This is a genomic window from Nocardia sp. NPDC050175, from assembly GCF_044459885.1.
Lineage (GTDB): Bacteria > Actinomycetota > Actinomycetes > Mycobacteriales > Mycobacteriaceae > Nocardia.
In genome coordinates this window covers 264,203-287,899 of record NZ_JBITJI010000012.1, presented here as the reverse complement: position 1 = coordinate 287,899, position 23,697 = coordinate 264,203, and the positions used below count along the sequence as shown (strand labels likewise).

20 protein-coding genes are annotated in these 23,697 nt (G+C 67.9%); 14 read left to right on the top strand and 6 right to left on the bottom strand.

Going from position 1 to position 23,697, the window contains the following annotated elements:
• Nucleotides 1–55: 55 nt before the first annotated feature.
• The 9 genes from ACIBK2_RS34555 to ACIBK2_RS34515 all read left to right on the top strand — a co-directional run bounded on the left by ACIBK2_RS34555 (nt 56) and on the right by ACIBK2_RS34515 (nt 12,933).
• Entirely contained in the window at nt 56–1,312 is a 1,257-nt protein-coding gene (locus ACIBK2_RS34555; protein ID WP_396973545.1) for a CynX/NimT family MFS transporter, read from the top strand.
• Nucleotides 1,313–1,603: 291 nt separating this feature from the next.
• On the top strand, nt 1,604–4,114 hold the full coding sequence (gene nirB, locus ACIBK2_RS34550) for a nitrite reductase large subunit NirB (protein WP_396973615.1): 2,511 nt from the start codon (nt 1,604–1,606) through the stop codon (nt 4,112–4,114).
• 64 nt (nt 4,115–4,178) lie between these two features.
• Nucleotides 4,179–4,580: a nitrite reductase small subunit NirD gene (nirD, locus tag ACIBK2_RS34545; RefSeq protein WP_396973543.1), complete on the top strand. Its 402-nt coding sequence runs from the start codon at nt 4,179–4,181 to the stop codon at nt 4,578–4,580.
• A 4-nt stretch (nt 4,581–4,584) separates the two neighbouring features.
• The gene (locus ACIBK2_RS34540) at nt 4,585–5,796 is read left to right on the top strand and encodes a uroporphyrinogen-III synthase (RefSeq protein ID WP_396973541.1); all 1,212 of its coding nucleotides are present in this window, start codon (nt 4,585–4,587) and stop codon (nt 5,794–5,796) included.
• Entirely contained in the window at nt 5,793–6,551 is a 759-nt protein-coding gene (locus ACIBK2_RS34535; RefSeq protein ID WP_396973539.1) for a sirohydrochlorin chelatase, read from the top strand. The genes ACIBK2_RS34540 and ACIBK2_RS34535 overlap by 4 nt, the downstream gene beginning before the upstream one ends.
• 226 nt (nt 6,552–6,777) lie before the next feature.
• On the top strand, nt 6,778–10,821 hold the full coding sequence (locus ACIBK2_RS34530; protein WP_396973537.1) for an amino acid adenylation domain-containing protein: 4,044 nt from the start codon (nt 6,778–6,780) through the stop codon (nt 10,819–10,821).
• Complete coding sequence (locus tag ACIBK2_RS34525) at nt 10,818–11,531, top strand: DUF6875 domain-containing protein (RefSeq protein WP_396973535.1); 714 nt, start codon at nt 10,818–10,820, stop codon at nt 11,529–11,531. Before ACIBK2_RS34530 ends, ACIBK2_RS34525 begins: the two co-directional genes overlap by 4 nt.
• Before the next feature lie 40 nt (nt 11,532–11,571).
• On the top strand, nt 11,572–12,549 hold the full coding sequence (locus tag ACIBK2_RS34520; protein WP_396973533.1) for an alpha/beta hydrolase: 978 nt from the start codon (nt 11,572–11,574) through the stop codon (nt 12,547–12,549).
• 42 nt (nt 12,550–12,591) lie between these two features.
• Entirely contained in the window at nt 12,592–12,933 is a 342-nt protein-coding gene (locus tag ACIBK2_RS34515) for a TfoX/Sxy family protein (RefSeq protein ID WP_396973532.1), read from the top strand.
• A gap of 2 nt (nt 12,934–12,935) precedes the next feature.
• Here ACIBK2_RS34515 and ACIBK2_RS34510 read toward each other — a convergent pair whose 3' ends face one another.
• Nucleotides 12,936–14,639, bottom strand: coding sequence for a metallophosphoesterase (locus ACIBK2_RS34510; RefSeq protein WP_396973530.1), 1,704 nt, complete (start codon nt 14,637–14,639; stop codon nt 12,936–12,938).
• A gap of 193 nt (nt 14,640–14,832) precedes the next feature.
• On the opposite strand from ACIBK2_RS34510, the gene ACIBK2_RS34505 reads away from it, so the two are divergent.
• The 5 genes from ACIBK2_RS34505 (at nt 14,833) to ACIBK2_RS34485 (ending at nt 17,609) form a co-directional block, all read left to right on the top strand.
• The gene (locus ACIBK2_RS34505; RefSeq protein WP_396973528.1) at nt 14,833–15,279 is read left to right on the top strand and encodes a cupin domain-containing protein; all 447 of its coding nucleotides are present in this window, start codon (nt 14,833–14,835) and stop codon (nt 15,277–15,279) included.
• Nucleotides 15,280–15,341: 62 nt separating this feature from the next.
• Nucleotides 15,342–16,259: a hypothetical protein gene (locus tag ACIBK2_RS34500; protein ID WP_396973526.1), complete on the top strand. Its 918-nt coding sequence runs from the start codon at nt 15,342–15,344 to the stop codon at nt 16,257–16,259.
• Nucleotides 16,260–16,288: 29 nt separating this feature from the next.
• Complete coding sequence (locus ACIBK2_RS34495) at nt 16,289–16,546, top strand: hypothetical protein (protein ID WP_396973524.1); 258 nt, start codon at nt 16,289–16,291, stop codon at nt 16,544–16,546.
• Between the two features lie 153 nt (nt 16,547–16,699).
• Nucleotides 16,700–17,152 carry a VOC family protein gene (locus ACIBK2_RS34490; protein WP_396973522.1) on the top strand — a complete coding sequence of 151 codons (453 nt, stop codon included), beginning with the start codon at nt 16,700–16,702 and terminating at the stop codon, nt 17,150–17,152.
• A 22-nt stretch (nt 17,153–17,174) separates the two neighbouring features.
• Nucleotides 17,175–17,609 (top strand): YdeI/OmpD-associated family protein, encoded by a 435-nt coding sequence (locus ACIBK2_RS34485; RefSeq protein WP_396973520.1) that lies wholly within the window; start codon nt 17,175–17,177, stop codon nt 17,607–17,609.
• A gap of 4 nt (nt 17,610–17,613) precedes the next feature.
• On the opposite strand, the gene mtnC is transcribed toward ACIBK2_RS34485, so the two are convergent.
• From mtnC to ACIBK2_RS34460, 5 genes are all read right to left on the bottom strand, one after another.
• The gene (gene mtnC, locus ACIBK2_RS34480) at nt 17,614–18,303 is read right to left on the bottom strand and encodes an acireductone synthase (protein WP_396973518.1); all 690 of its coding nucleotides are present in this window, start codon (nt 18,301–18,303) and stop codon (nt 17,614–17,616) included.
• Nucleotides 18,300–18,875 (bottom strand): 1,2-dihydroxy-3-keto-5-methylthiopentene dioxygenase, encoded by a 576-nt coding sequence (locus tag ACIBK2_RS34475; protein ID WP_396973516.1) that lies wholly within the window; start codon nt 18,873–18,875, stop codon nt 18,300–18,302. Before ACIBK2_RS34475 ends, mtnC begins: the two co-directional genes overlap by 4 nt.
• Nucleotides 18,872–20,542 (bottom strand): S-methyl-5-thioribose-1-phosphate isomerase, encoded by a 1,671-nt coding sequence (mtnA, locus tag ACIBK2_RS34470; protein ID WP_396973514.1) that lies wholly within the window; start codon nt 20,540–20,542, stop codon nt 18,872–18,874. The genes ACIBK2_RS34475 and mtnA overlap by 4 nt, the downstream gene beginning before the upstream one ends.
• Nucleotides 20,543–20,669: 127 nt before the next feature.
• Nucleotides 20,670–21,017, bottom strand: coding sequence for a DUF1330 domain-containing protein (locus ACIBK2_RS34465; protein WP_396973512.1), 348 nt, complete (start codon nt 21,015–21,017; stop codon nt 20,670–20,672).
• Between the two features lie 104 nt (nt 21,018–21,121).
• Entirely contained in the window at nt 21,122–23,434 is a 2,313-nt protein-coding gene (locus ACIBK2_RS34460; RefSeq protein WP_396973511.1) for an arylsulfatase, read from the bottom strand.
• Nucleotides 23,435–23,697: the final 263 nt, after the last annotated feature.

Genomic DNA, 23,697 nt, shown 5'->3' with positions numbered 1-23,697 from the left:
TACCGCTCATCACAAACCGTTGCCTCCTATCATCCGGTCATCCTATGATTTCGCAGTGACTGCAACCCTCCAGAAAACCTCGACCGAGCAGGAATCACCGCAGGTCGAGCAGCGTCGGCGCGCGCTGACGGAGGGGCGTCTGCTTGTTCTCGCGGCCATCGTTATGTCCGCGCTCACTCTCCGCGTCGCGGTCACCGCGTTCAGTCCACTGGCCGAGCGCATCGGTGACGACGTGGGCTACGGCACCGCGGTCGTCGGCGTCTTCGGCATGATCCCGACCGCGATGTTCGCGGTGTCCGGTCTGCTGACCCCGGTGCTCGTGCGCCGCTTCGGGCTGGAGCGCACCGCGCTGGTCGCCATGCTGATGGCCGGGCTCGGCCAGCTGGTCCGGGTGCTGCTGTCCGGCACCGGCGAACTGCTCGTCTTCTCCGCCCTGGCCCTCGCAGGCATGGGCATCGGCAACGTGGTGATCCCGCCGCTGGTGAAGCGCTACTTCGCCGATCGGCTCGCGGTGGTCAGCTCGCTCTACATCATGATGGTGCAGCTCGGCACCGTGGTGCCCGCGTTCGTCGCGGTCCCGATCGCCGACGCGCACGGCTGGCGGATCTCGCTCGGTCTGTGGTCGGTACTCGGCTTCGCGGCCGTGCTGCCGTGGCTCGGCGTGCTGCGTGACCGGCGCGGCCGCGATGTCGTGGACACCACCGCGCTGCCGGCCGACGCGCCGCGCACGGGACGCGTCTGGCGTTCCCCGCTCGCCTGGGGCATGGCGGGCATGTTCGGCATGACCTCGTTGATCACCTACGCGATGTTCACCTGGCTGCCCAAGATCCTCAGCGACGCCGGAGCAAGCGCCGGATTCGGCGGCTCGATGCTCGGCCTGTTCGCGGTGGTCGGGCTGGCAGCGGCGCTCAGCGCGCCGACGGTCGTTACACGATTCCGCAATCCGTTCCCCGTGGTGATCGGCTGCGCTGCCTTCTTCATCGCCGCCTTCGTCGGACTGCTCGTCGCCCCGATGAGCGTGCCCATCCTCTGGGTGGTGCTGCTCGGCCTGGGCCCGAGCACGTTCCCGATGGCGCTGACCCTGATCAACCTGCGCACCAGCACCCCCGGCGGTTCCGCCGCGCTCTCCGGCTTCACCCAGGGCGTCGGCTACGCGGTCGCCTGCGTCGGCCCACTGCTGTTCGGCGTGCTGCACTCGATGACCGACGGCTGGCTCGCCCCCTTCGCCTTGCTCAGCGTGGCCGTACTGGTGTTGCTCGCGGGTGCCTGGCAGGCATGCAAGCCACGCATGCTCGAAGACACCTGGAACTGATCTCACCGTTCGAGTTGCGGGGCGGTGCGGCGGCGTTCATGATTTTCGCGTCACACCTCACCGGCTGATTTTTTGCGAGGTCGGTCTTTTGGTGGCGCGCGGAAATCGTTGCGTCACTTTCGCGCAACATAGCGCTGAACTCACGTGGGTATTTGTCGACCCGTGAGCAACCGTTGATGCTGTGGTCATCGCGCGCAGCATGGCGGCAATACCTGTTTCCTACCGTGGGGCCAACCGGATCATTGGAGGCCCTTCTTGAGCACGCCGACGCATCACTCAGTCGCACCCGCACTGCGTAAGACCGCGGTGGTCGTCGGCCACGGCATGGTCGGGCACCGTTTCGTGGAGGCACTGCGTGCGCGGGACGAGGCGGGGCAGTGGCAGGTGGTGGTGCTGAGCGAGGAGCGGTTGCCCGCCTACGATCGCGTCGGCCTGTCCGCTTACGTGGGCGCGTGGGACACCGCCGCGCTGGCGCTGCCCGGGAACGAGTACACCGGGGACGCGCTGGTCGAGCTGCGGCTCGGGCAGCGGGCCGAGACGATCGACCGGGACGCCCGCAAGGTGACCACGTCGGCGGGCGACGCCATCGCCTACGACGCGCTGGTGCTCGCCACGGGCTCGTACCCGTTCGTACCGCCTGTGCCGGGTCATGACCGACCGGAGTGCTTCGTTTACCGCACCATCGACGATCTGGACGGCATTAGAGCGGCCGCTGCGGCCGCCGGACCGGGTGCCGTCGGCGTGGTGGTCGGCGGCGGGCTGCTCGGCCTGGAAGCCGCGAATGCGCTTCGGCTGCTGGGTCTCACACCGCACGTGGTCGAGTTCAACCAGCGGTTGATGCCCGCGCAGGTGGACGAGGGCGGCGGCGCGATCCTGGAACGCCTGGTCACCGACCTGGGCCTGCAGGTGCACACCGGCGTCGGCACTGCATCGATCGAGGCGGCCGACAACGGCATTCGGGTCTGCCTGTCCGACGACTCGGTGATCGAGGCGTCGCTGGTCGTCTTCTCCGCCGGGGTCCGCCCGCGCGATCAGATCGCCCGCGACAGCGGCCTCGAGGTCGGCCCGCGCGGCGGTATCAGCACCGACCTGGGTTTGCAGACATCGGATCCGAACATCTGGGCCATCGGCGAATGCGCCGCGGTCGAGGGCACCTGCTACGGCCTCGTCGCGCCCGGCTACACCACCGCCGAGATCGTCGCCGACCGATTGCTGGGCGGCGCAGGCGAATTCCCCGGTGCGGACCTGTCCACCAAGCTCAAGCTGCTCGGCGTCGACGTGGCCAGCTTCGGCGACGCGCACGGCAGCACCGCGGGCGCGCTGTCGGTGGTGCTGCACGACGCCGCCAAGGGCACCTACGCGAAACTCGTTGTCTCCGATGACGCGCGGATCCTGCTCGGCGGCATCCTGGTCGGCGACGCCACCGCCTACGCCGCGCTGCGGCCGCTGGTCGGGCGGCCGCTGCCCGCCGAGCCCGCCGCGCTGATCTCGCCCGCCGGTGCGGAATTGGGCGCCGACGCATTGCCCGATGACGCGCAGATCTGCTCCTGCAACAACGTTTCCAAGGGTGCGATCTGCGGTGCGATCGCCGACGGCGCGTGCGATATTCCCGGTATCAAGAAGTGCACGTCCGCCGGAACCTCCTGTGGCGGTTGCGTTCCCATGCTCAAGAAGCTGCTGGAGCAGTCCGGCGTCGAGCTGTCCAAGGCGCTGTGCGAGCACTTCGGCCAGTCGCGGGCCGAGCTGTTCCAGATCGTCCAGGTCACCGGCATCCGCACCTTCTCCGGCCTGATCACCAAGTACGGCAAGGGAACCGGCTGCGACATCTGCAAGCCGACCGTCGCCTCCATCCTGGCCTCGACCTCCAGCGAGCACATCCTCGACGGCGAGCAGGCCGCGCTGCAGGACACCAACGACCACTTCCTGGCCAACCTGCAGAAGAACGGCACCTACTCGGTGGTACCTCGGATGCCCGGTGGCGAGGTGACCCCCGACCAACTCATCACCATCGGCCAAATCGCCAAGGAATTCGACCTTTACGTGAAGGTCACCGGCGGCCAGCGGATCGATCTGTTCGGCGCGCGGGTGGAACAGCTGCCGCGGATCTGGCAGCGCCTGGTCGATGTCGGCATGGAATCCGGTCACGCGTACGGCAAGTCGCTGCGCACGGTGAAGAGCTGCGTCGGCTCCACCTGGTGCCGCTACGGTCAGCAGGACTCGGTCGGCATGGCCGTGCTGCTCGAAAAGCGTTACCGCGGACTGCGTTCCCCGCACAAGTTGAAGTTGGCCGTCTCCGGTTGCGCCCGCGAATGCGCGGAGGCGCGCGGCAAAGATGTCGGCGTGATCGCCACCGAACACGGCTGGAATCTGTATGTCGGTGGCAACGGCGGACTTTCGCCCAAGCATGCGGTGCTGCTGGCCGGTGAGCTCGACGACGAGACGCTGATCAAGTACATCGACCGCTATCTGATGTTCTATGTCCGTACCGCTGACCGGCTGCAGCGCACCGCGCCGTGGCAGGAGGCCCTCGAAGGCGGCCTCGACTACCTGAAGCAGGTCGTCTGCGAGGACAGCCTCGGCATCGCCGACGAGTTGGAGGCGTCGATGGCCAAGCATGTCGCCGGTTACCGCGACGAGTGGGCCGCGGTGCTGGAAGACGAGGAGAAGTTGTCGCGCTTCGTTTCCTTCGTGAACGCCCCGGATGAGACCGATCCCACAATCTCGTTCGATGAAACCGGAGAGCGCAAGGTGCCGGTGCTGCTGGGTATGCCGGACGTTCCGGTCGCCACGCACGGGAAATGACGGCTTAACCCCATAGAAACAGGGCGCCTGTACCAATGGGTAAGGCGATTGGAGGATGACACCCATGACCGTGATCGATACCCCCGGCATCGCCGCAGTTACCGCCACCGGTTGGACGCAAGCGTGCCGGCTCGACTACCTGATCCCCGGCCGCGGCGTCGCGGTGTTGCTGAAAGGTGGCCGCCAGGCCGCCCTATTCCTGCTGGCCGACGGCATGCTCTACGCCGTGGGCAATATCGATCCGATCGGCCGGGCCGCGGTCATCTCGCGCGGCATCGTCGGTGACCGCGGCGGCGTCCCCGTCGTCGCCTCGCCGTTGCTGAAGCAGGCGTTCTCCCTGGTCGACGGGCGCTGCCTGGACGACGAATCGGCGCTGCTGCCGGTGTACGCGGTCCGCGTAGCCGACGGCATCGTTTCGATCTCCAACGAGCCGGTAAGCTCCGGGCTCGCTTCCTCGGACGGGTAACCGCATGACAACCACCGACGCCGGCCCCTGCCTCGCCGGTTTCACCATCGGCATCACTGCGGCCCGACGGGCCGACGAGTTCGCCACGCTGCTGCTGCGCCGCGGCGCCGACATCGTGTCGGCCCCGGCCATCCGGATCATCCCGCTGGCCGACGACACCGAGCTGGAGCGGGTGACCCGCCAGCTCATCGTCGACCCGCCGCGAATCGCGGTGGCCACCACCGGCATCGGCTTCCGCGGCTGGATGGAGGCGGCCGAAGGCTGGGGCATCGCGGAGGACCTGCGCGCCACACTCGGCGACACCCGGATGCTGGCGCGCGGCCCGAAAGCCAAGGGCGCCATCCGTGCCGCCGAATTGCGTGAGGAATGGTCGCCCGCGTCAGAGTCCTCCGCCGAGGTGCTCGATCATCTGCTCGCCGAGGGGGTAGAGGGCGTGCGCATCGCGGTCCAACTGCACGGTGCCACCACGGAATGGGAGCCGGTGCCCGACTTCTGTGAGGTATTGCGTTGTGCCGGTGCGGATGTCGTGCCGGTGCCGGTGTATCGGTGGATGCCGCCGGAGGATCAGGGTCCGATGGACCAGCTGATCGAGGCCATCGTGACGTCCAATCTGGACTGCGTGACGTTCACCAGCGCGCCCGCCGTGGCGTCGATGTTGATGCGCGCCAAGGAAACCGGGCTGCTCGAGGGCGTGCTGCACGCGCTGCGCGGGCGGGTGCTCGCCGCGTGCGTCGGCCCGATCACCGCGGCGCCATTAGAAGAACTCGGGGTGGCCACGTCGATGCCGGGACGCGCCAGGCTCGGTGCGCTCGCCCGGCACGTCGCCGAGGAACTGCCGCGGCGGGCCAACCGGATCTACGCCGCCGGGCACACGCTCAGCGTGCGTGGCGGCTGCGTGGTGGTCGACGGTGAGGTACGTCAGCTCGCGCCCGCGCCGATGGCACTGATGCGGTCGCTTGCCCGGCAGCCGGGCCGGGTTGTGTCTCGGGAAAACCTGCTGGCCGCGCTACCCGGTGGCGGTGATGACACGCACGCGGTGGAGACCGCGATCGCTCGGCTGCGCGCGGGACTCGGTGCGCCGAAGGCGATTCAGACGGTGGTCAAGCGCGGCTACCGGTTGGCGCTGGACGCGGCCGAATGCATCGACAACAACCCGCGGCCCGAGCCGGTCGTCGGCGCGCCGACTCGGTATGTGCAGACCATGGGGACCTCGTGAGTGACCCCGCCCTAGTGCTGGTGGCGCATGGCACCAGAAGTACTCGTGGGGTACAGATGATCGCCGCGCTGGCCGAGGCGGTGGCCAGGGAGCTCGGCGTCGCGATTTCGGGGCGCGATGCCGAGCTCCCCGGGATGTCGCCGGTGCGAACCGCTTTCGTCGATGTACTCGGTCCCTCGCCCGCCGAGGTGCTGCGCGATCTGACCGAACCGGCGGGGGAATCCGTTCCCGCCGTGGTCGTTCCGGCGTTCCTGGCCTCCGGCTATCACGTGTATCAGGACGTCCCACGGGAAGTCGCTGACAGCCGCCACCCGGCGGTGGCGGTCACCCCGGCGATGGGGCCGGACCCGGCACTGGCCCGGATCATGACCATGCGCCTGCGTGCCGCGGGCTGGCGACCCGGCGACGCGGTGGTCTTCGCCGCCGCCGGTTCCTCGGATCCCCGTGCCCGCCAGGATGTTCGCCGGGCCGCCGCTATGCTCACCGAGCGACTCGGCACGCCGGTCCGTCTCGGCTACATCGCTACGGGAACGCCCCGCGTACCGGAAGTTGTTGCTGCTCTCCGTGATTCCGGTTCGGAACGCGTTTTCATCGCGTCGTACCTGCTGGCGCACGGGCTGTTTCAGCAACGCCTGCACGAGGCCGGTGCCGACGGTGTCGCCGAACCCATCGGCGTTCATCCCGCCGTGGTCCGGCTCATCGCGGACCGCTATCGCGCGGCCGCGCGGGATCTGGTGCGGTCGCGCGTCGTCTGAGCGAGGGCGCCTTTGTCGAGGTGAATGCCATCGCGTAGCGATATCCATTTCAGGAGGGCTCCTCGCGGTGGGCTGAGCCGGACCGAACGCCTCGCCCTAATTCATTTGTGCTGACAGTGGCCCCGGCACGCGCCGATCGCGCTGGAATTACGGCTCGTTCCGGCGTGGATGCCGTAAGTTTGCCCGTGGACAATTCAGCGGTGGCTTCCGAATCGAGGGAGGCGTGTTGACCGGAGCCGACGACGCCGTGTCGCTCGACCGGGCGGAGGCAACGGCACAGTCGATGTATCCACTGTCGACGGCGCAGCTGCGGTGGTGGGTGGCCCAGCAATTGCACCCGACGGTGCCGATCACGGTCGCGATGTACCTGGACCTGACCGGCCCGCTCGACGTCGCCCTGATGTCGCGGTGCGCTCGCCGCGCGGCCCGCGAACTCGAATCGCCGAACCTGCGGTTCCGCCTCGTCGACGGGTATCCGCACCAGTACATCGACGAATCGGCGGAGCTGCCGATACGGCTCGCGGACCTGACCAACGAGGCGGATCCGATCGGTGTGGCGCAGGATCAAATGGAACGCGACTACAGCTCGCCGCTGGATCCGCGCACCGACGATCTCACCGTCGCAACCGTGTTCCAGATAGCGCCGGACCATCATCTGCTGTATCTGCGCAGTCACCACATCGTCGTCGACGGCGTGGGGGCCGCAGCCGTGCTACGTCGCACGGGCGAGCTCTATCGCTCGGAAGCCGTTGCGGGGCAATGGATGTCGATACCCGAGCTCTTGGAAGACGAACGCCGATACCAGGATTCTTCCCGGGCCAAGGCCGACCGCGACTACTGGCACAACCAACTCCAAACACTCGGCGAACCCCTCGGCCTGGCCGGACGCCCCGCCGCACCGGGGCCTCGACCACACCGGGTGACCGCGACCCTGGATGCCGCGACGGCGGAACTGGTCGCCGCCGCCCGCACCCGCCACGGCGCGACCTTCCCCGAACTGGCCGTCACGGCCTTCGCCTGCTATCTGGCCAGGATGACGGGCCGCCGCGAGGTCACGCTCACCTTGCCGGTCACCGCGCGTCCCACCGCGGCGCTGCGCCGCTCGGCGGGTTCCATGTCGAATGTGGTGCCGCTGAGGCTGAGTGGCCTCGACACCGGCACCGTCGGCGCGATCATCGCCCAGGTGCGATCGCGAGTGATCGGCGCACTGCGCCATCAGCGGTACCGGTATGAGGACATGCAACGCGACCGCGGACAGCACCACGTGGTGCGCGGCGGATTCGGGCCCGTCGTCAACGTGCTCGGCTTCACCGAGCCGTTCGGCCTCGGGGCACTGACCGGCCAGGTGCGCCTGCTGTCCCTCGGCCCGGTCGAGGACCTCCTGGTGAACGGCTATCAGGCCGGTCCCGACGAACGCTCGATCAGCATCGACTTCCACGCCAATCCGGCTCGCTACCGCCCCGACATGGTGGCCTGGCAGCACCGCATGTTCCTCGACTACTTCGCCCGTTTCCTGGCCGCCGAATCCGATTGCCCGATACCGGCATTGGATCTCACGCCGCCCGCTCCGGTGGCGGCGGAGCCAGCAGGCCCGATCCGAGCGCTGCCTGACCTGCTGCGCGCGGGCCTCGTGCCGGACGCTGTCGCGATACAGGACGGCAGCCGCACGATGACCTACCGCGAATTGGACGAGGCATCGTCGCGATGGGGCCGCGAACTGATGGCGGGCGGTGCCCGGCCCGGCGAGTTCGTCGTGGTCGCCATCGCGCGATCACTCGAATCGGTACTAGCGCTGTGGGCGGTCGCCAAGGCCGGCGCGTGTTTCGTGCCGGTCGACCCGAACGACCCCACCGATCGCATCGCCACGGTGATAGCGGATTCTGGAGCGCGACAAGGGCTTACGGTCGCTGCGGTACGCGACCACCTCCCGTGTGACACCGCCTTCGCCGATCGCGACGCCGAACCCATCCCCGTCGGGGACGGTAGACAGCGTCCGACCACCCGGGCCGAGGGTGCAGTCGGCGGACGCAAGGGCGCGGGCCGGTGCGGCATTCATTGGCTGATGCTCGACGACTCCCGGACGACGGCGGAAGTCGGTCGCCGAGCGGGCACACCGATCGACGGCAAGGAACGCCCACGGTCGCTGCGGCCCGATCATCCGGCCTACTTGATCTACACCTCGGGCACCACCGGAGCGCCGAAGGGCGTGCTGGTCACCCATCGCGGGCTCGGGTCGCTGACCGGCTACATCACCGAACACTATGGGGTCGGTCGAGATTCGGTCGTGCTGCACGCCCACGCGCCGTCGTTCGACGCGCATCTGCTCGAGCTGCTCGCCTGCTTCGCGGCGGGCGCCCGACTGGTGGTCGAGCCGCCATCGGTGGTCGCGGGCGGTGCGCTGGCCCGGCTGATCGAGGACAGCGGCAGCACCCACTTCCTCACGACGCCCGCGGTTCTCGCCACCCTGACACCCGCCGACGTGCCCGGCCTGCGGGCCGTCGTGGTCGGCGGCGAGGCCTGTCCGGCGGCGCTGGTGCGCGCGTGGGCACCGCACGTCCGCCTGTTCAACGGCTACGGACCGACCGAAACCACCGTCATGGCAACGCAAACGGCGGCGATGATGCCCGACGAGCCCATCACGATCGGCGCGGCGCTGCCGGGAGTGCTTGCGGTGGTGTTCGATTCGCGGCTGATGCAGGTGCCGCCCGGTGCCAGGGGCGAGCTCTACCTTGGTGGTCTTGGTGTCGCGGACGGTTACCTCCGCAACCCGACCGGCACCGCCGTCCGGTTCATCGCCGACCCATTCGGCATCGGACAACGGCTGTATCGCACCGGCGATCTGGTCAGCGCGGGCCCGGACGGCGCCTTCGAATTCCTCGGCCGGGTGGACGGGCAGGTCGAGGTGCGCGGACGGCGCATCGAACCGGCGGAGGTCGAGTCGGCGCTGCGCGCGGAGCCCGGGATCGCGGACGCGGTGGTGACCGTCGCCGATGCCGGGCAGCCGGAGGCCAGGCTGGTCGGTTATGTGGTGGCGGTAGCGGGGATTCGGTTCGATCCCGCCGAGACGTCGCGCAGATTGCGCGGCATCCTGCCCGCGGCGCTGGTTCCGTCGGCGCTGATCGAGCTCGATCGACTACCGGTGTCGGGCAACGGAAAACTCGATCGCACCGCCTTGCCGTCCCCGGTCGTGGCACCGCGTCCCTATCGGGCTCCCGACACCGCAGCGCAGCAGCTGGTCGCCGAGCACATCGGCAGGGCAACAGGGCAACCGCGCGTCGGCCTGGACGACGACTTCTTCGAGCTCGGCGGGAATTCCCTACTCGGCGTGACGGTCTCGGCCGAACTGGCCGCCGCGACCGACGTCCCGGTGACGGTGCGCTGGCTCTACACCACACCGACCGTCGCGGCGCTCGCCGAACGGATCACCGGCTACGACGGCGCGGACGGTACCGCCGACGACGCGCTGGGCGTCCTACTCACCCTGCGCCGCATGGGAAATCGACCGCCGCTGTTCTGCGTCCACTCCGCAGTCCCGCTGGCCTGGTGCTACGCCGGGCTGGCTCGCTACGTCACCGACCGCCCGGTGTACGGCCTGCAGGCACCGACCCTGACCGGCCCCGATCGAACGATCAGCACGATCGACGACCTCGCCGACGCCTACGTCGACGCGATGCTCAGCGTCCAGCCGGATGGCCCGTATCATTTGCTCGGCTGGTCGCTCGGCGGTCAGATCGCGCATGCCATCGCAGTCCGGCTGCGTGCCCGCGGCGCCTCGGTCGCCGCGCTGGCCATGCTGGACAGCGTCGTCTTTCCCGACGGCGCCGATCCGCCGCCGGTGCCGCGCATGCGAGACCTGTTGACCCACTTGCTCGGTGACGAACCCGACGATGCCGACGCCGCGCCCGAGCTGACGGCGGTCCAGGCCGCCACCGAATTGGCCTGCGCGGGTGCGTCCTTCGGTACCGGCCTGTCCGCGACCCAGCTCGAACGGCTGCATCGCGGTTACGTCGACGGCGTCGCCCTCTCGCACCGCTACCGTCCCGGCGTCTTCGACGGTGACCTGCTGTACTTTTCGGCCACCCGTGGCCCGACCGAGCTGTTCGGCGCCGAGCTGTGGCGTCCGTTCGTCACCGGCGACCTCATCGAACACCCGGTGGCCGCCACCCACGCCCAGCTCACCAACCCGGCGGTGGTCGGCGTGATCGGCCCGATCCTGGCCAGGCATCTCGAGCGCATCACCGTGCCCGCCGCGGCGCGGACCGGGCCGTGACGGCCTCGACCGCGCGCAGGCACGTCGGTGCGCGCACCGGATTCCCGTGGTGCAACGTCTTTGACGATCCAGGAGAGTGGGAGCGGCGAAATCCAGACGCCGCCACCTTGGTTCGCTACCTCGGCGACCACTTGGTCCACCCACACCCGCAATTGGGCCGCGACGGCCCGGTGTGTCCCTTCGTCCGCCACACGATGACGCACCACAGTCTGTGGGCCGCTGCCGTTCCCGGCGGCAACGACCTCACCGTCGAAACCATGACCGCGGCGGTGGACGACGCCTTCGAGATCTATCGCTGCCTGCGCACCGACGCCGACGCTCGAATGCTGGCCTCGGTCACCCTCTTTCCCGGACTCACCCGCTACGAATTGGTCGACGCCGTGCATCTGGCGCGCAAGACCGCCGTGGTGGACGAGGGTCTGATGCTCGGCCAGTTCTATCCGGGCTGCGGCGTATCCGGCTTGTGGAACAAGGACTTCCGTCCCCTCGACGCCCCGGTACCGATGCTGGTGATCCGGAAGATGATGAACACCGATTTCCCGTTCCTGGTCGGCCGCGCGGAATGGCTGTACGCGTATCTGACGCAGGTCGCGCCCGACCTCCCGCGCCGACTGCGCTGGTCGATTGCTGAGCGACTGCACATAGCCGATGTCGCCGATGATGCCATCACCGACCTGCGCGTTCATTCGTTCGGCGAACACGCCCGGTGAATGCCGGGCGTCCCGGCGACCCTGATAGATACTCGACGCCATGCGCCGGCTGATGCGATGCCTGGTTCCCCTTCTCGCGGTGGTCGCCGCGATCGTCCCGGCCGGTACGGCCGCCGCCGATCCCGATTCCCGCATCCTCGATGTGCGTCCGCTCGGCGGCCGGGAACTGGAGGTCGTCGTGCACTCGGCGGCCATGAACAAGCCCATCACGCTGTGGATGTCGCATCCGGGCACGGGCGCGCCCGCGCTGTATCTGCTCAACGCGGTCGACGGCGGCGAGGACGGCGGCCCGTGGACGCGGCGCACCGATGTCGCGGAGTTCTTCGCGGACAAGAACGTCAACGTGATCGTCCCGATGGGCGGGCGCGCCAGCTACTACACCGACTGGCTGCGCGACGACCCGGTGCTCGGGCGCAACCAGTGGACCACCTTCCTGACCAAGGAACTGCCGCCGCTGCTGGAGGCCAAGTTCGGCATGACGGGCCGCAATGCCATTGCGGGACTGTCGATGTCGGCCACCTCGGCCCTGAACCTCGCGACCGGCGCACCCGGCCTCTATCAGGCGGTCGGCGCCTACAGCGGCTGCCCGCGCACCAGTGATCCGGTGGCGCAGGCGTACGTCTCGGCACAGCTCGCGGTGTTCGGCGCGAACGCGTCGAACATGTGGGGCGGGCCGGAAAACCCGGCGTGGGCCGCGAACGACCCGATGGTGCAGGCCGAACGCTTACGCGGGCTGGCGCTGTACGTTTCGTCGGGCAACGGGGCGCCGGGCGAGCACGACAACATCGCTGACCGCGGTATCGACGGCAATCCGGCCCGGCTGGCGGACCGCGTACTGGTCGGCGGCGTGATGGAGACGGTCGTCGGCGGGTGCACCCGGCCGTTCGTGGACCGGCTGCACGAACTCGGCATCCCGGTCACCGCGAACCTGCGCCCGGCGGGCACGCACGCCTGGACCTACTGGCAGGACGACGTGCACCTGTCCTGGCCGCTGTTCGCCGGGGCGATCGGTGCCTGAGTAACCGTCGAACATGTCGGTGCCTTGGTCGACAATTCCGCTATGGCATATGACGAGGAACTGGCCGACCGTATTCGGTTTCTGATCAAACCGGGGCCCGAGCTGTCCGAGCGGAAGATGTTCGGCGGGCTGGCCTTTCTGATCGGCGGCAATATGGCGGTGGCGGCCAGCAGGCGGGGCGGCCTGCTGGTCCGGGTCGATCCGAAGGAAAACGACCAGTTACTCGCCATCGAATTCGTCGAGCCCATGGTGATGGGCGGTCGCGAAAGGGTCGGTTGGTTATACGTCACTCCCGACGCGGCCGACGACGACACGGTGTTGCGGGAATGGGTCGACCGCGGCGTCGGCTACGCGCGGTCGCTGCCGCCGAAAAAGAAGAAATAGGGTCAGCTGCGAACCTGCCTGCGGTAGGTGACCCGGTCGAACTCGCGGCCGTACTCGTCGACGGCGGTCACGTCCATTTCGCTGGCGAAAACGCCGGGGCGGACGTCGACGCGCAGGAACGAGTAGTTACGGAAGCGCACCCGTGACCACGGGGCGGCCTCGTCCTGCTTATCGCCGCCGGAGGACCACACGTAGCTGTTGGGCACCGAGGTGTCCGGTATTTCGTTGCCGCGGTAGGACTCCCGCGAGCCCGGCTGGAAGTCGTAGCGAGGCCGACCGCCGCCGCCGACCGTGTAGTAGACGGTGCCGTCGGTCTCCGGGTACACCACAGAGTTGTCGCCCGCGACCTTCGTCGCGGCGTTGCCGCGGATCGGGTCCGTGCGTTCGAAGACGTGATTGTGCCCCTGCAGCACCAGGTCCACCTGGTAGCGGTCGAACAGCGCCACCCAAGCATCGCGAACGCCGCCGTCGCTGGCGTGCGCGTCGGTCGTCGAGTAGGCGCAGTGGTGGAAGAAGCAGACGAGGAAGTCGATGCCGGGGTTCGCCCGGTAGGCGGCGAGTGTGCGTTCCACCCAACTCGTTTGCGCCCCACCGGAATACCCGGTGTTGGCGCGAATCTCGTAGGAGACGTCGTTGGCGTCGAGCGAGAGCACCGCGACATTGCCGTAGGTGAACGAGTACGCCGACGGACAGCCGGACGGCCCGTTGCCCGGAAGGTCCAGTCGCGCAGCGTGTCCGCCGTAGCCGAGGCTGCCGTAGGTCGCCTCCATGTCGTGGTTGCCGGTCGCGAACATCCACGGGGTCTGGGCCGCGCTGGCCTCGATGGCGCCGAAGTAGACGTCCCACACGTACGGGTTGAACTTGTCGAAGCCGTCCGGGAGTTGCGCACCGTGCGCGATGAATTGGGCGGGCTTGCCCGCGCCGGACGGATCGGCGTAGGCGATATCGCCGGCCAGGATGTGGAAATCCGGTCTGGCCGCGGCGATTTGGCGCAGCACGTTGCTGGCGTGCGGTGCGTTCGGGTCGTTGTCCGCCTTGTAGTACTTGTCGTCGTAGTCGCCGGGCGCGACACCCGATGGCTGCGCCGGTGTTTCGTCGGTGCCCTGGTCGCCCATCATGGTGAAGCGGAACGGCACGATCGCGGCCCGTGCGGTGGGCATCGCGGTGGCGGCGGCGCGGATGTCGCCGGTGAAACCGTCGGCGGTGCGCCAGCGGTAGAAATGCGGCACCCGGCCGGGCAGCCCGTCCACCGGCGCGTGCGCGTAGAACTGTTCTGCCGCAAGCACTCCGCCGTCACTGCTCGGCAGCTGGGTCAACAGGTTGCGCACCTCGGCCTCGACCGTCCCGCCGAGTGCGGGCGTGGGTCCGTGATCGAGAAACACCTTGGTACCTGCCGGCTGCCTGGACAGCTGGGCCGCGAAGCGCAGCTGGCTGGTCGAATCCGGCCCGAACCCGACGTGGCGGCCACCCACCGCGAGCTGCGCGCCCTCGGCGTAGGCGCGCTTACCGAACGGCGACGTGCCGACCGCCGCCACGGCCGCGGCCGCGGCGGCCCCGCGCAAGATATTGCGGCGCGTCACCGGATGTCGGCGTAGATAGCCGCGGTGCCATTCGTGCTGCTCGGCCATTGTCATGTCGGCGGAGAGCCCGCCTGGAATTCCGGTTTCCGGAATATCGCCTACGGGATTCAGCGGATTCGACGCCATAACGACCGATGCTGCGCCGCTCGAGCCGACCCGGCAACTCGACACTGCGAGCCGAGTGCGAACAATGGGTGAACTCTGCCGATCCGGACATTCGCGGCCAGGCGACCCCGGCGCGCATTCGAAGCCGGCAATTCAGCCACGACCAGCCCGAATTCACCTGTTCGTGCCCTGCGCCGCCCGATATGCTCCCGCGATGACGCCATTCACACGCGCAACCGCCGTCGCGTTCCTGCTCGGCGCCGCCCTCTGCACCGGCGCTCCCGCCGACGCCACTCCCGGCACGGACATCACCGCCGTCACCCTCACCCAAGCCCAGATCCCCGCCGGACTGCTCCCGTTCGTCGCGGGCACCGACTTCGTGGTCCGCGAAATCACCATCGCCCCAGGCGGTTCCACCGGCTGGCACTACCACGACGGCCCCGTCTTCGGCATCATCCGCGCAGGCACCCTCACCCACCCCGGCCCCGACTGCATCGCCCCCATCTACCACGCAGGCGACTTCATCTACGAACCCGAAGGCGACTGGAACGTCCACATCGGCCGCAACCTAGGCCCCGACCCCCTCATCCTCGACGTCGTCTACGCCCCACCCACCGGCAAACCCCTCTTCGAAGACGCCCCCGCCCCACCCTGCGCCTGACCTGGTCCGCAACCATATTGTGACTCGAACATATTTTCGAATCTCGAGGTATCTTCGTCGGCATGGTCGGTTCCCAACATGAAGCGTTGCACCGGATCTTCCAGCACCACCCAGAGATGTTCGCGCGTGCATTCCACGCGTTGAATGTCCCCCTGGGCGACCCGAGCGAAGTAGCTTTGCTACCAACTGATCTCACCGAGATCAGACCGCTCGAGCGCCGAGTCGACACCCTATTACGGTTCACTACGCCGTCAGGCAAGTTTCTGCTACTTGTCGAGGCGCAAGGCGAAGACGACCCGGACAAACCCTCGGCGTGGGCCTACTACCTGGCCCACGCCCACGCGAAGTACCGCCTTCCGGCGGTGCTGCTGGTCGTCTGCCATGACCGCCGCACCGCAGAATGGGCAGCCCGCACCGCCCAGCTCGGACCGTCGTTCTGGGCCGGCAGCCTCACCATGTCCCCCCTCGTCCTCGGGCCGGACAACGTGCCCGTCGTCACCGATCCGGCCATCGCGGCCGCCGACGTCCCACTAGCCACCCTTTCCGCAATGACGCACGCCAAAGACCCATGCATTGATGCGATACTGAAGTCGCTGGCCGCCGCATTGCGAGGGATCGACGAAGAAGACGCCCACGTCTTCGCCGAACTCACCGAACTCGGCCTTGGCATTGGCCAGGCCGCCGAAACTTGGAGGCACCTGATGTCGCTCGACCCATCGTTCTTCCGCTCGGAGACCTCGCAGCGCCTGCGTGAAGAGGGGCGGACCGTGGGTTTGGCCGAGGGCCTGACCAAAGGCAAGACCAAGGCGGTCGTCAGAAGCATTCTCGACATCCTCGATGCGCGATCGATCGAAGTTCCGCCCGATGCTCATCTGCGCATCACATCGTGCGAAGACCAGGACGTGCTGCGTGCATGGCTCCGTCGTTCGGCGACGGTGCCCAACGCTGCCGACCTCTTTGTCGACGATCGACATGCATAATCGGCGCGCTGCCCGACCTGGAGGCCAGCATGCCGATTGACCTGGCGTTCTTCCGCTCGGAGACCTCACAACGCCTGCGGGATGAGGGATGGATCGAAGGGTGGATCGAGGGGCTGACCGTGGGACGTGTCATAGGCATTCTGCGGATCCTGGAGAGTCGTGGATTCGTCGTTGGGAACGATGTGCGGGACCGCATCACGTCGTGCACCGACCTTGGTGTGCTGCGCGGTTGGCTCGATCGGTCGGTGACGATTGCCGAGGTCGATGACCTTTTCGTCGACGACTAGGCGCAGTCCGGACAGCTACGCTGACCTTGCTGAAAGGCCTGGTCGGACCGGGCGGAAAAAGCCTTCGGGGAATTTGGCGAGATAGGTCGAAGTGGGGATGGTGGCTCCGACCAAGGGGTGACAGCAAGTCATACACCACGGTTAGGAGCCGTCATGTCTATCAATACTTTCTTCTGGTTCGAGAGTGCGGCTGAGGAAGCGGCCACTCTGTATACGGCGCTGGTGCCTAACTCGCGGATCACCGATGTTGCCCGGAACTCGGAGGGGGTGGCGTTTGTTGTTTCGGTCGAGCTCGATGGGCAGTCGGTGACGTTGATGAATGGTGGGCCGGGGCATCCGTTGACTGATGCGGCCTCGCTGCAGGTGGTTGTGGAGACTCAGGAGGAGGTCGATCAGTTGTGGGATGCGCTTGTCGAGGGTGGCGAGCCGGGGCCGTGCGGGTGGCTGACTGATCGGTTCGGGCTGTCTTGGCAGGTAACGCCTGCGGTTTTGTCGACGCTGATGAGTGGTGATGACCCGGCCAAGACGATCGCGGTCGGGACGGCGCTGCGAAGTATGTCCAAGCTGGATATCAAGACTCTGCAGGACGCGTACGACAACGCGTAGGTGCGGGGTTAGGGTCGGGTTCATGGCGGAATTCGAGGCGACGATCGAGTCCGGGGCCGGTGGCGGTGCGTACGTTGCGGTGCCGGACAAGGTTGTCGTGGCGCTGGGCGGAGGCGGCCGGATTGCGGTTGCGGCGGCCTTCGACGGCGTCGAGTATCGCGGCTCTATCTCCGACATGGGTGCTGGGCCTTGCCTCGGCATGCTGAAGGCGATCCGCACCGAGCTGGGCAAGCAGGCCGGTGACCGCGTTGTGGTGACCGTAGTGCGCGACGAGGGCGAGCGAACCGTCGAGGTTCCGGACGACCTGGCCGACGCACTGCGATCCGCCGGGCTGCGCGCCGCGTTCGATGCGCTGTCCTATTCGCGGCGCCGCGAACATGTCACGGCGGTCATCGAGGCAAAGCGCGCGGAGACGCGGGCCCGGCGGATCGCGAAGGTGGTCGAGTCGCTGAGCTGATCCGCTACAGCGCCCGAGGGTCCACGTCGGCGAACGTATCGACCCAACGATGCGGTGGGCGTGGCGGATTGGGCTCGCCGGGGCGGGCGAGACCGATCGCATGCCAGCCCGCCGCGACGGCCGCGTCGACCTCGTCCGGGTGATCGGACAGGAAGAGGATGCGGTCGGCGGGGACACCGATGGCGCCCGCGATCTTCTCGTAGGACGCGGCCTCGCGTTTGCCGCCCGCGGTGGACAGGTCGAAGTGGCCGCTGATCAATGAGGCCAGCTCGCCGCCGCGGGCGAACGCGAACCAATCCTGTTGGTTGCGAATAGATCCCGACGAATACACGTACAGCGCGAGACCGTCGGCGTGCCAGGCGCGCAGCGCCGGTGGCACGTCGGCGAAGAACTCACCGTGCAGCGCGCCGTTGCGGAAACCTTCCGCGCAGATCAGTCCCTGGGCCGTCTTGAGCGACTCTGCCTTGACGTCGGTATCGAGCCAGCCCCGCAGGATGGCGGCAACCTCGTCGGTGTCGGCCTCGGGCCGCCCGGCCTGTTCCCGGGTGGCGGCGATGATGGGAACCGCGGCGTCCGTACGGTTTTCGGCCAACCAAGCCGGAAGCCGTTCGCGGGTATAGCCGTACAGATCCTCGCGCACCGAACTGGTCGGGCTGGTGGTTCCTTCGATGTCGACAACTACCGTCGTGATCATGAGTTGGTGAGCAGTTCGTCGAGGGTCGGGAACCCTTCGCTGATCCGGTCGCCGCTGAAATCGCCGACCCAGCCGTCTTCCTCCTCGAAGAAGCGGATGGCGATGAAGTCGGGTCGGCTGCCCATGTCGAACCAGTGCAGCGTGCCGGCGGGCACCGAGAGCAGGTCGCCGCCCTCGCAGACGACGGCCAGTACCTCGTGCCCGAGGTGCAGGTAGAAGCAGCCGCGGCCGGCGGCGAAGTAGCGGACCTCGTCCTCGGCGTGCCGGTGCTCGTTGAGGAACTTCTCCCGCGCGCCCTTGGCGATCTGCGGCCACTCCGGGTTGGCGTCGTCCGGGTGGATGCGGGCGATGTCGATGTGCTTGTAGCGCCCGGACTCGTTCAGTTCGGCGACCTGGTCGGTGTAGTGCGTGAGCAGCTCATCGGAGTCGACCGCGGCGGCGTTGTCCACCACCGGCCAGTGACCGAAAGTGATGCCGTGCTTTGCCAATTCGGTGCCGATCACCGCGTCGTCGGTGGTTCGCACCCACACGTCGGCCGCGTTGTCGGCGGCCATCACCTGGAGCAGGGTCATGTCAGTCCAATCTCGAGAGTCTCGTCGCGCGCACCGAAGGCCTGCCGCCGCCCGGTGCGGGCGACCAGCTCGCACAAGGCTTCCAGGCATTCGGCGCGATCGCGCGCCTGGGAAAGATTGTCCCCCCATGCGGTGATCCCGTGCCCGGAGATGAACAGGACCGGGGGAGCGGCCGGGTGATCGGTGAGGTAGCGCTCGATATCGGCGCCGATGCGCGGCACATCCGGCCAGTTGGGGAACACCGGGATGTCGATGGCCGCGGGATCGGTGCCGCCGAGACCCTTGATCAGCTCGTAGTCGGTGATGCGCAGGAAGGTCACCTCGGCGGATGCGCCCGAGCGGGTTGCCAGCGCTGTGGCGTAAGGCGGGTGAATGTGCACGACGGCCTGGGCGGCAGTGGCTCGATACACCGCAGTGTGAATTGTGGTCTCCGCCGAGGGTTTCCGGCTGCTGCCCGCGATCGGTGCCGAATCCGCCACCTGGACGGTCACCATATCGTGTTCGGTGAGTTCACCTTTGGACAAGCCACTGCCGGTGATCACGGCCGTCTCGCCGGTCCGTACCGAGATATTGCCAGCGGTGCCCGGCATCCACCCACGCTGGTACAGCCCGCGCGCGATATCGGCAATTGCCTTGCCGGGCAGGAGATTCGCATCATCGACGGCCAGGGCCGACGCACCATGCACCACACCCAACTCCGTGACGACCGCCGTCACCAATTCGCCTGGCGTCACATCGAAGGCCGGATTGAAAACCTCGGTTCCCTCGGGAGCCGTTGCGACACCACCGAATCCGATCACCTCGGCGGCCGCCCGTTCCTCTACCACGATGTCGCGCCCGGTCGCCATGTTCGGATCGCGGGTCGATTCCGGCGCCACCACGATGAACGGAATCCCGTGATGCCGAGCCGCGAGCGCGAGCGAATACGTGCCGATCTTGTTCGCCACATCCCCGTTCACGGTGACCCGATCCGCGCCGACCAGCACACAGTCGACCTGCCCGGTCGCCATGGCCCACGCGGCCGCGGAATCGATGGTCAGCCGATGCGGAATCCCCGCCTCGGCGAGTTCCCAGGTCGTGAGCCGCGCGCCCTGCAGCAGCGGCCGGGTCTCGTCGACCAGTACGTTCTCGATCGCACCACGATCGGACAGCACTCGCAGCGTGCCGATCGCGGTGCCGAACGCGCTCGTCGCGAGCCGTCCGGTATTGCAGTGGGTGAGCACGCGCAGCGGCCGGTCCGGGCAGAGTCGCTGCACGAGATCGGCGGCGTGCGTCGCGGCGGCCCGGTTGACCCGGCCGTCCTCGGCGAGCATGTCCAGGGTTTCGGTGAGCACGGCGTCGGCGCCCTGCGCGACCTTGGCGCGCACCCGTCGCACCGCCCACGCGAGGTTCACCGCGGTCGGCCGGGCGGCCGCGATGCGGTCGGCGTCGGCCTGCGCTCGTACCTCGTCCACCACGCCGTCGACGGTGTGCGCGATGGTGGCGATGACAACGCCGAACGCCCCCGCGATGCCGATGGCAGGCGCGCCACGAATGGCCAGCGCCTGAATGGCGTCGATGACCGCATCGACCGTGCCGAGCCGCAGCTCGCGGACTTCGTGCGGCAGCCCACGCTGGTCGATGGTGACCAGCGCACCGTCGTCCCAGATCAGAGAACTGTCGTCCATCAGGCGCATCCTTTATCGCGTGGAGCCGTGTTGTGCCTGGTCAACGGTATCGGACAGGAGTGGTTCGGAGAAAGTCGGCCGAATGTCCGCAGTCGATCACTGACAGCAAGTGGATGCGCGAGCCGGTTTACCCGACAGCGGCCTCGGCGCGCAGCTTCGCGGCCCGTTCGCGCGGGTCGTAGCTCGGACCGACGCCCTCGATCAGCAGCAGATCGCCATCGATGTGATCGGTGCGCAGCCGGATGATCGCCTGATACGCGGGGGAGCGGTACCACGCCCGTGCCGTGTCCAGATCGGGGAATTCGATCAGCACCATGCTGCCGGGCCAGTTGCCCTCCGCGATCTCGGCGGGCGGGCCGTGGATGACGAAGCGACCGTGGAACGGATCCAAGGTGTCCTGAATGCGCTCCAGGTACTCGAGGATGTCGGCGTGCGGCCTGCGGGCGCGCAGATGGGCGAAGCCATAGGCGGACATGAACTGTTCCTTTGTTCGGTGACGTCGCCGAAACACGACGCCGATCCGAACGTAGGCCGCACACCGGGGCCGGACAATTACCTCCGAGGTAAGCGCCGATCCGCTTATTCCGCAACGAATTCCGCTTCCCGCTCCACCGCCTCGATGGTGCCGGTCGGCACTCGGATCGGGCCGGGGGTGTAGGTGATCGCGCGCAGTGTGCCGGTGTAGCGGAAGGCGCCACGGCGCTCCCGCAGGTCCCAGGACACCGGCCCGCGGGCGTCGACGCCGACGGAGATGCCGGTCCACGGCGACATGCCGACCAGTTGCACCTGGTCGCGGAGTTCGGCGACGCGGGTGCCGTCGACCTCGATGCCGAAATCCCAGCGCAGGCGCGGACGCACCGTCGCGGACACTGAAATCCGCCGGGTACCCGGCGCGAGCGGACCCGTCGACACCGCGTCGTACCTGCCGTAGCTGTTCACTCCGAACGTCAGCCAGCCGTCTTCGATGTACAGCAGATAGCCACCGAGCGGATCACCGTGTGCGACAAGGACTCCCTCGTCGCCGGGCTGATAGTTGTCCAGCTCCGCGGTAATCGTGAAGTCCCGGTAAGCGATCAGGCGTTGTGAGCGATAGCGCTCCAACGTGGGCGTGCCGGGCAGCAGCCGCAGCGGCTCGCTGAACCGTCGCTCCTCGGGCCGCCTGCGGGTCAGGTCCTGCCGGGTGAGTAGCGGGAAAACGGTATTGGCCCAGGCGGATTCGTCCCAGGCGGCAGCCAGCTCGGCGGCCTTCTCCGGGAACTGAGCCGAAAGGTCGTGCAGCTCGGTCGGATCGGCGCGCACATCGAACAGCTGCCAATTCGGCGCGTCGACGTCGGCGCCGCGCTCGTGCAGCGACAACAACTTCCAGCCGTCGCGATAGAAGCCGCGATGTCCGGTCATCTCGGAATACTGCTCGGTGTGCCTGGTGAGTGCCTGCGGATCACGCAGCAACTCGGCGGCGGAGATGCCATCGAACTCCTTGGCGGGCAGTCCGTTACGCACGCTCGGCCGCTGCAACCCGGCCAGCTCCAGCAGCGTCGGCGCGAGGTCGGTGACGTAGGCGTACTCGTGCCGGATGCCGTTGTCGTCGTCGGTCCGCGCCAGCCCCTTCGGCCAGGACACGAGCAACGGCACCCGCACGCCGCCGGCGAACGTCTGTCCCTTGTAGAAGCGGAACGGCGTGTTCGACGCCTGCCCCCAGCCGCGCGGATAGTGCACGCCGAGCTGCGCGGTGCCGATCAATTCCTCGTCGAGCGGGACGTCGCCGACCCAGTCCGGGTCGTCGATGTGCGCGAATTCGGCGAAGTAGGTGCGGGTTCCCTCCGGGCCGCCCTCGGCGGTGCCGCCGTTGTCGGAGGTGAACACCACGATGGTGTTGTCGAGCTCGTCGAGCTGTTCCAGGGTGTCGAGGATGCGCCCGAGGCTCTGGTCGATGCTGTCGACCATGCCCGCGTACACCTCCATGTACCTGGCGAAGCGTCGCTGCTCGTCCTCGGAGAGCGAATCCCACTCCGCCGCTTCGTAACCGGGCTCGGTGTTGCGTGGCTTCTGCTGGGTACCCTCGGGAAACAGGCCCTGCGCCAGCTGCGCGGCGAACCTGTTCTGCCGCAGCTTGTCCCAGCCCTCGGCGTAGCGGCCGCGGTACTTGGCCAGATCGTCGGGCTTGGCCTGCAGCGGGCCGTGCATGGCGACGTGCGCGAAGTAGAGGAAGAACGGCTTGGTCGAATCGTGCGCGCGCAAGTCCTTGATGTAGGAGATCGCCTTGTCGGTCAGGTCATCGGTCAGGTAGTAGCCCTCCGGGTACTCCTCGACGTCGACGACGGAACTGTCCGACACCAGCTGATTCGGATAGTAGAAGGAGTTCAGGCCCTCCAGCGAGCCGTAGTAGCGGTCGAAACCGCGCTGGGTCGGCCACGAATCCCGGTGCGCCGCAGGGTTCATCGTGGCGTCGCGCACCAGATGCCATTTGCCGACCGCGTAGGTCGCGTATCCGTTGGTGCGCAGGATCTCCGGCAGCGTGAGCACGTCATCGGCGAGTTCCAGTCGCAGGCCGGGATATCCGGGATCGGCGTTCGCGACGAAGCCGAAACCCGCACGGTGGGAGTTGATTCCGGTCAGCAGCGCGGCCCGCGAGGGCGAGCACAGCGGCGTGGTGTGATAGTTCGTCAGGCGGACACCGCGCGCGGCCAGCCGATCCAAGGTGGGCGTGTCGATTTCGGAGCCGAACGGCCCGATGTCGCTGTATCCCATGTCGTCGACCAGCACCACGATGATGTTCGGCGCGTCCGCCGGTGCCGTCGGCGGGTAGGTCCACTCGGGGGTCGAATCCGCGGTGGTGCGTCCGATGGTGCTGGCAAAGGACTCGTAACCGCGTGCATGGGAGGGAACAGGCATCCTTCCAGTAAATAGTGGAATATGTCCAGGTCACCAGCATTTCGCGCACGATGCGCGGAACCGGTGCCCGCGCGGTCGCTACCTGTTAGCGTCACCGGCATGGACTCGAATCAGCCCTGCGCTCCCCAGGTGGAGTGCGCGCAGGACCCCTGCTGTTCGTGTTGTCCGTCGCGTGGCTGACGCCTGCCACCGCTGATTCTTTGCCCTTCTCCCGGCGCCACTGCGGCGCCGTAGTCGGCCCATGTCCCGGCCGGTGTGTCTTC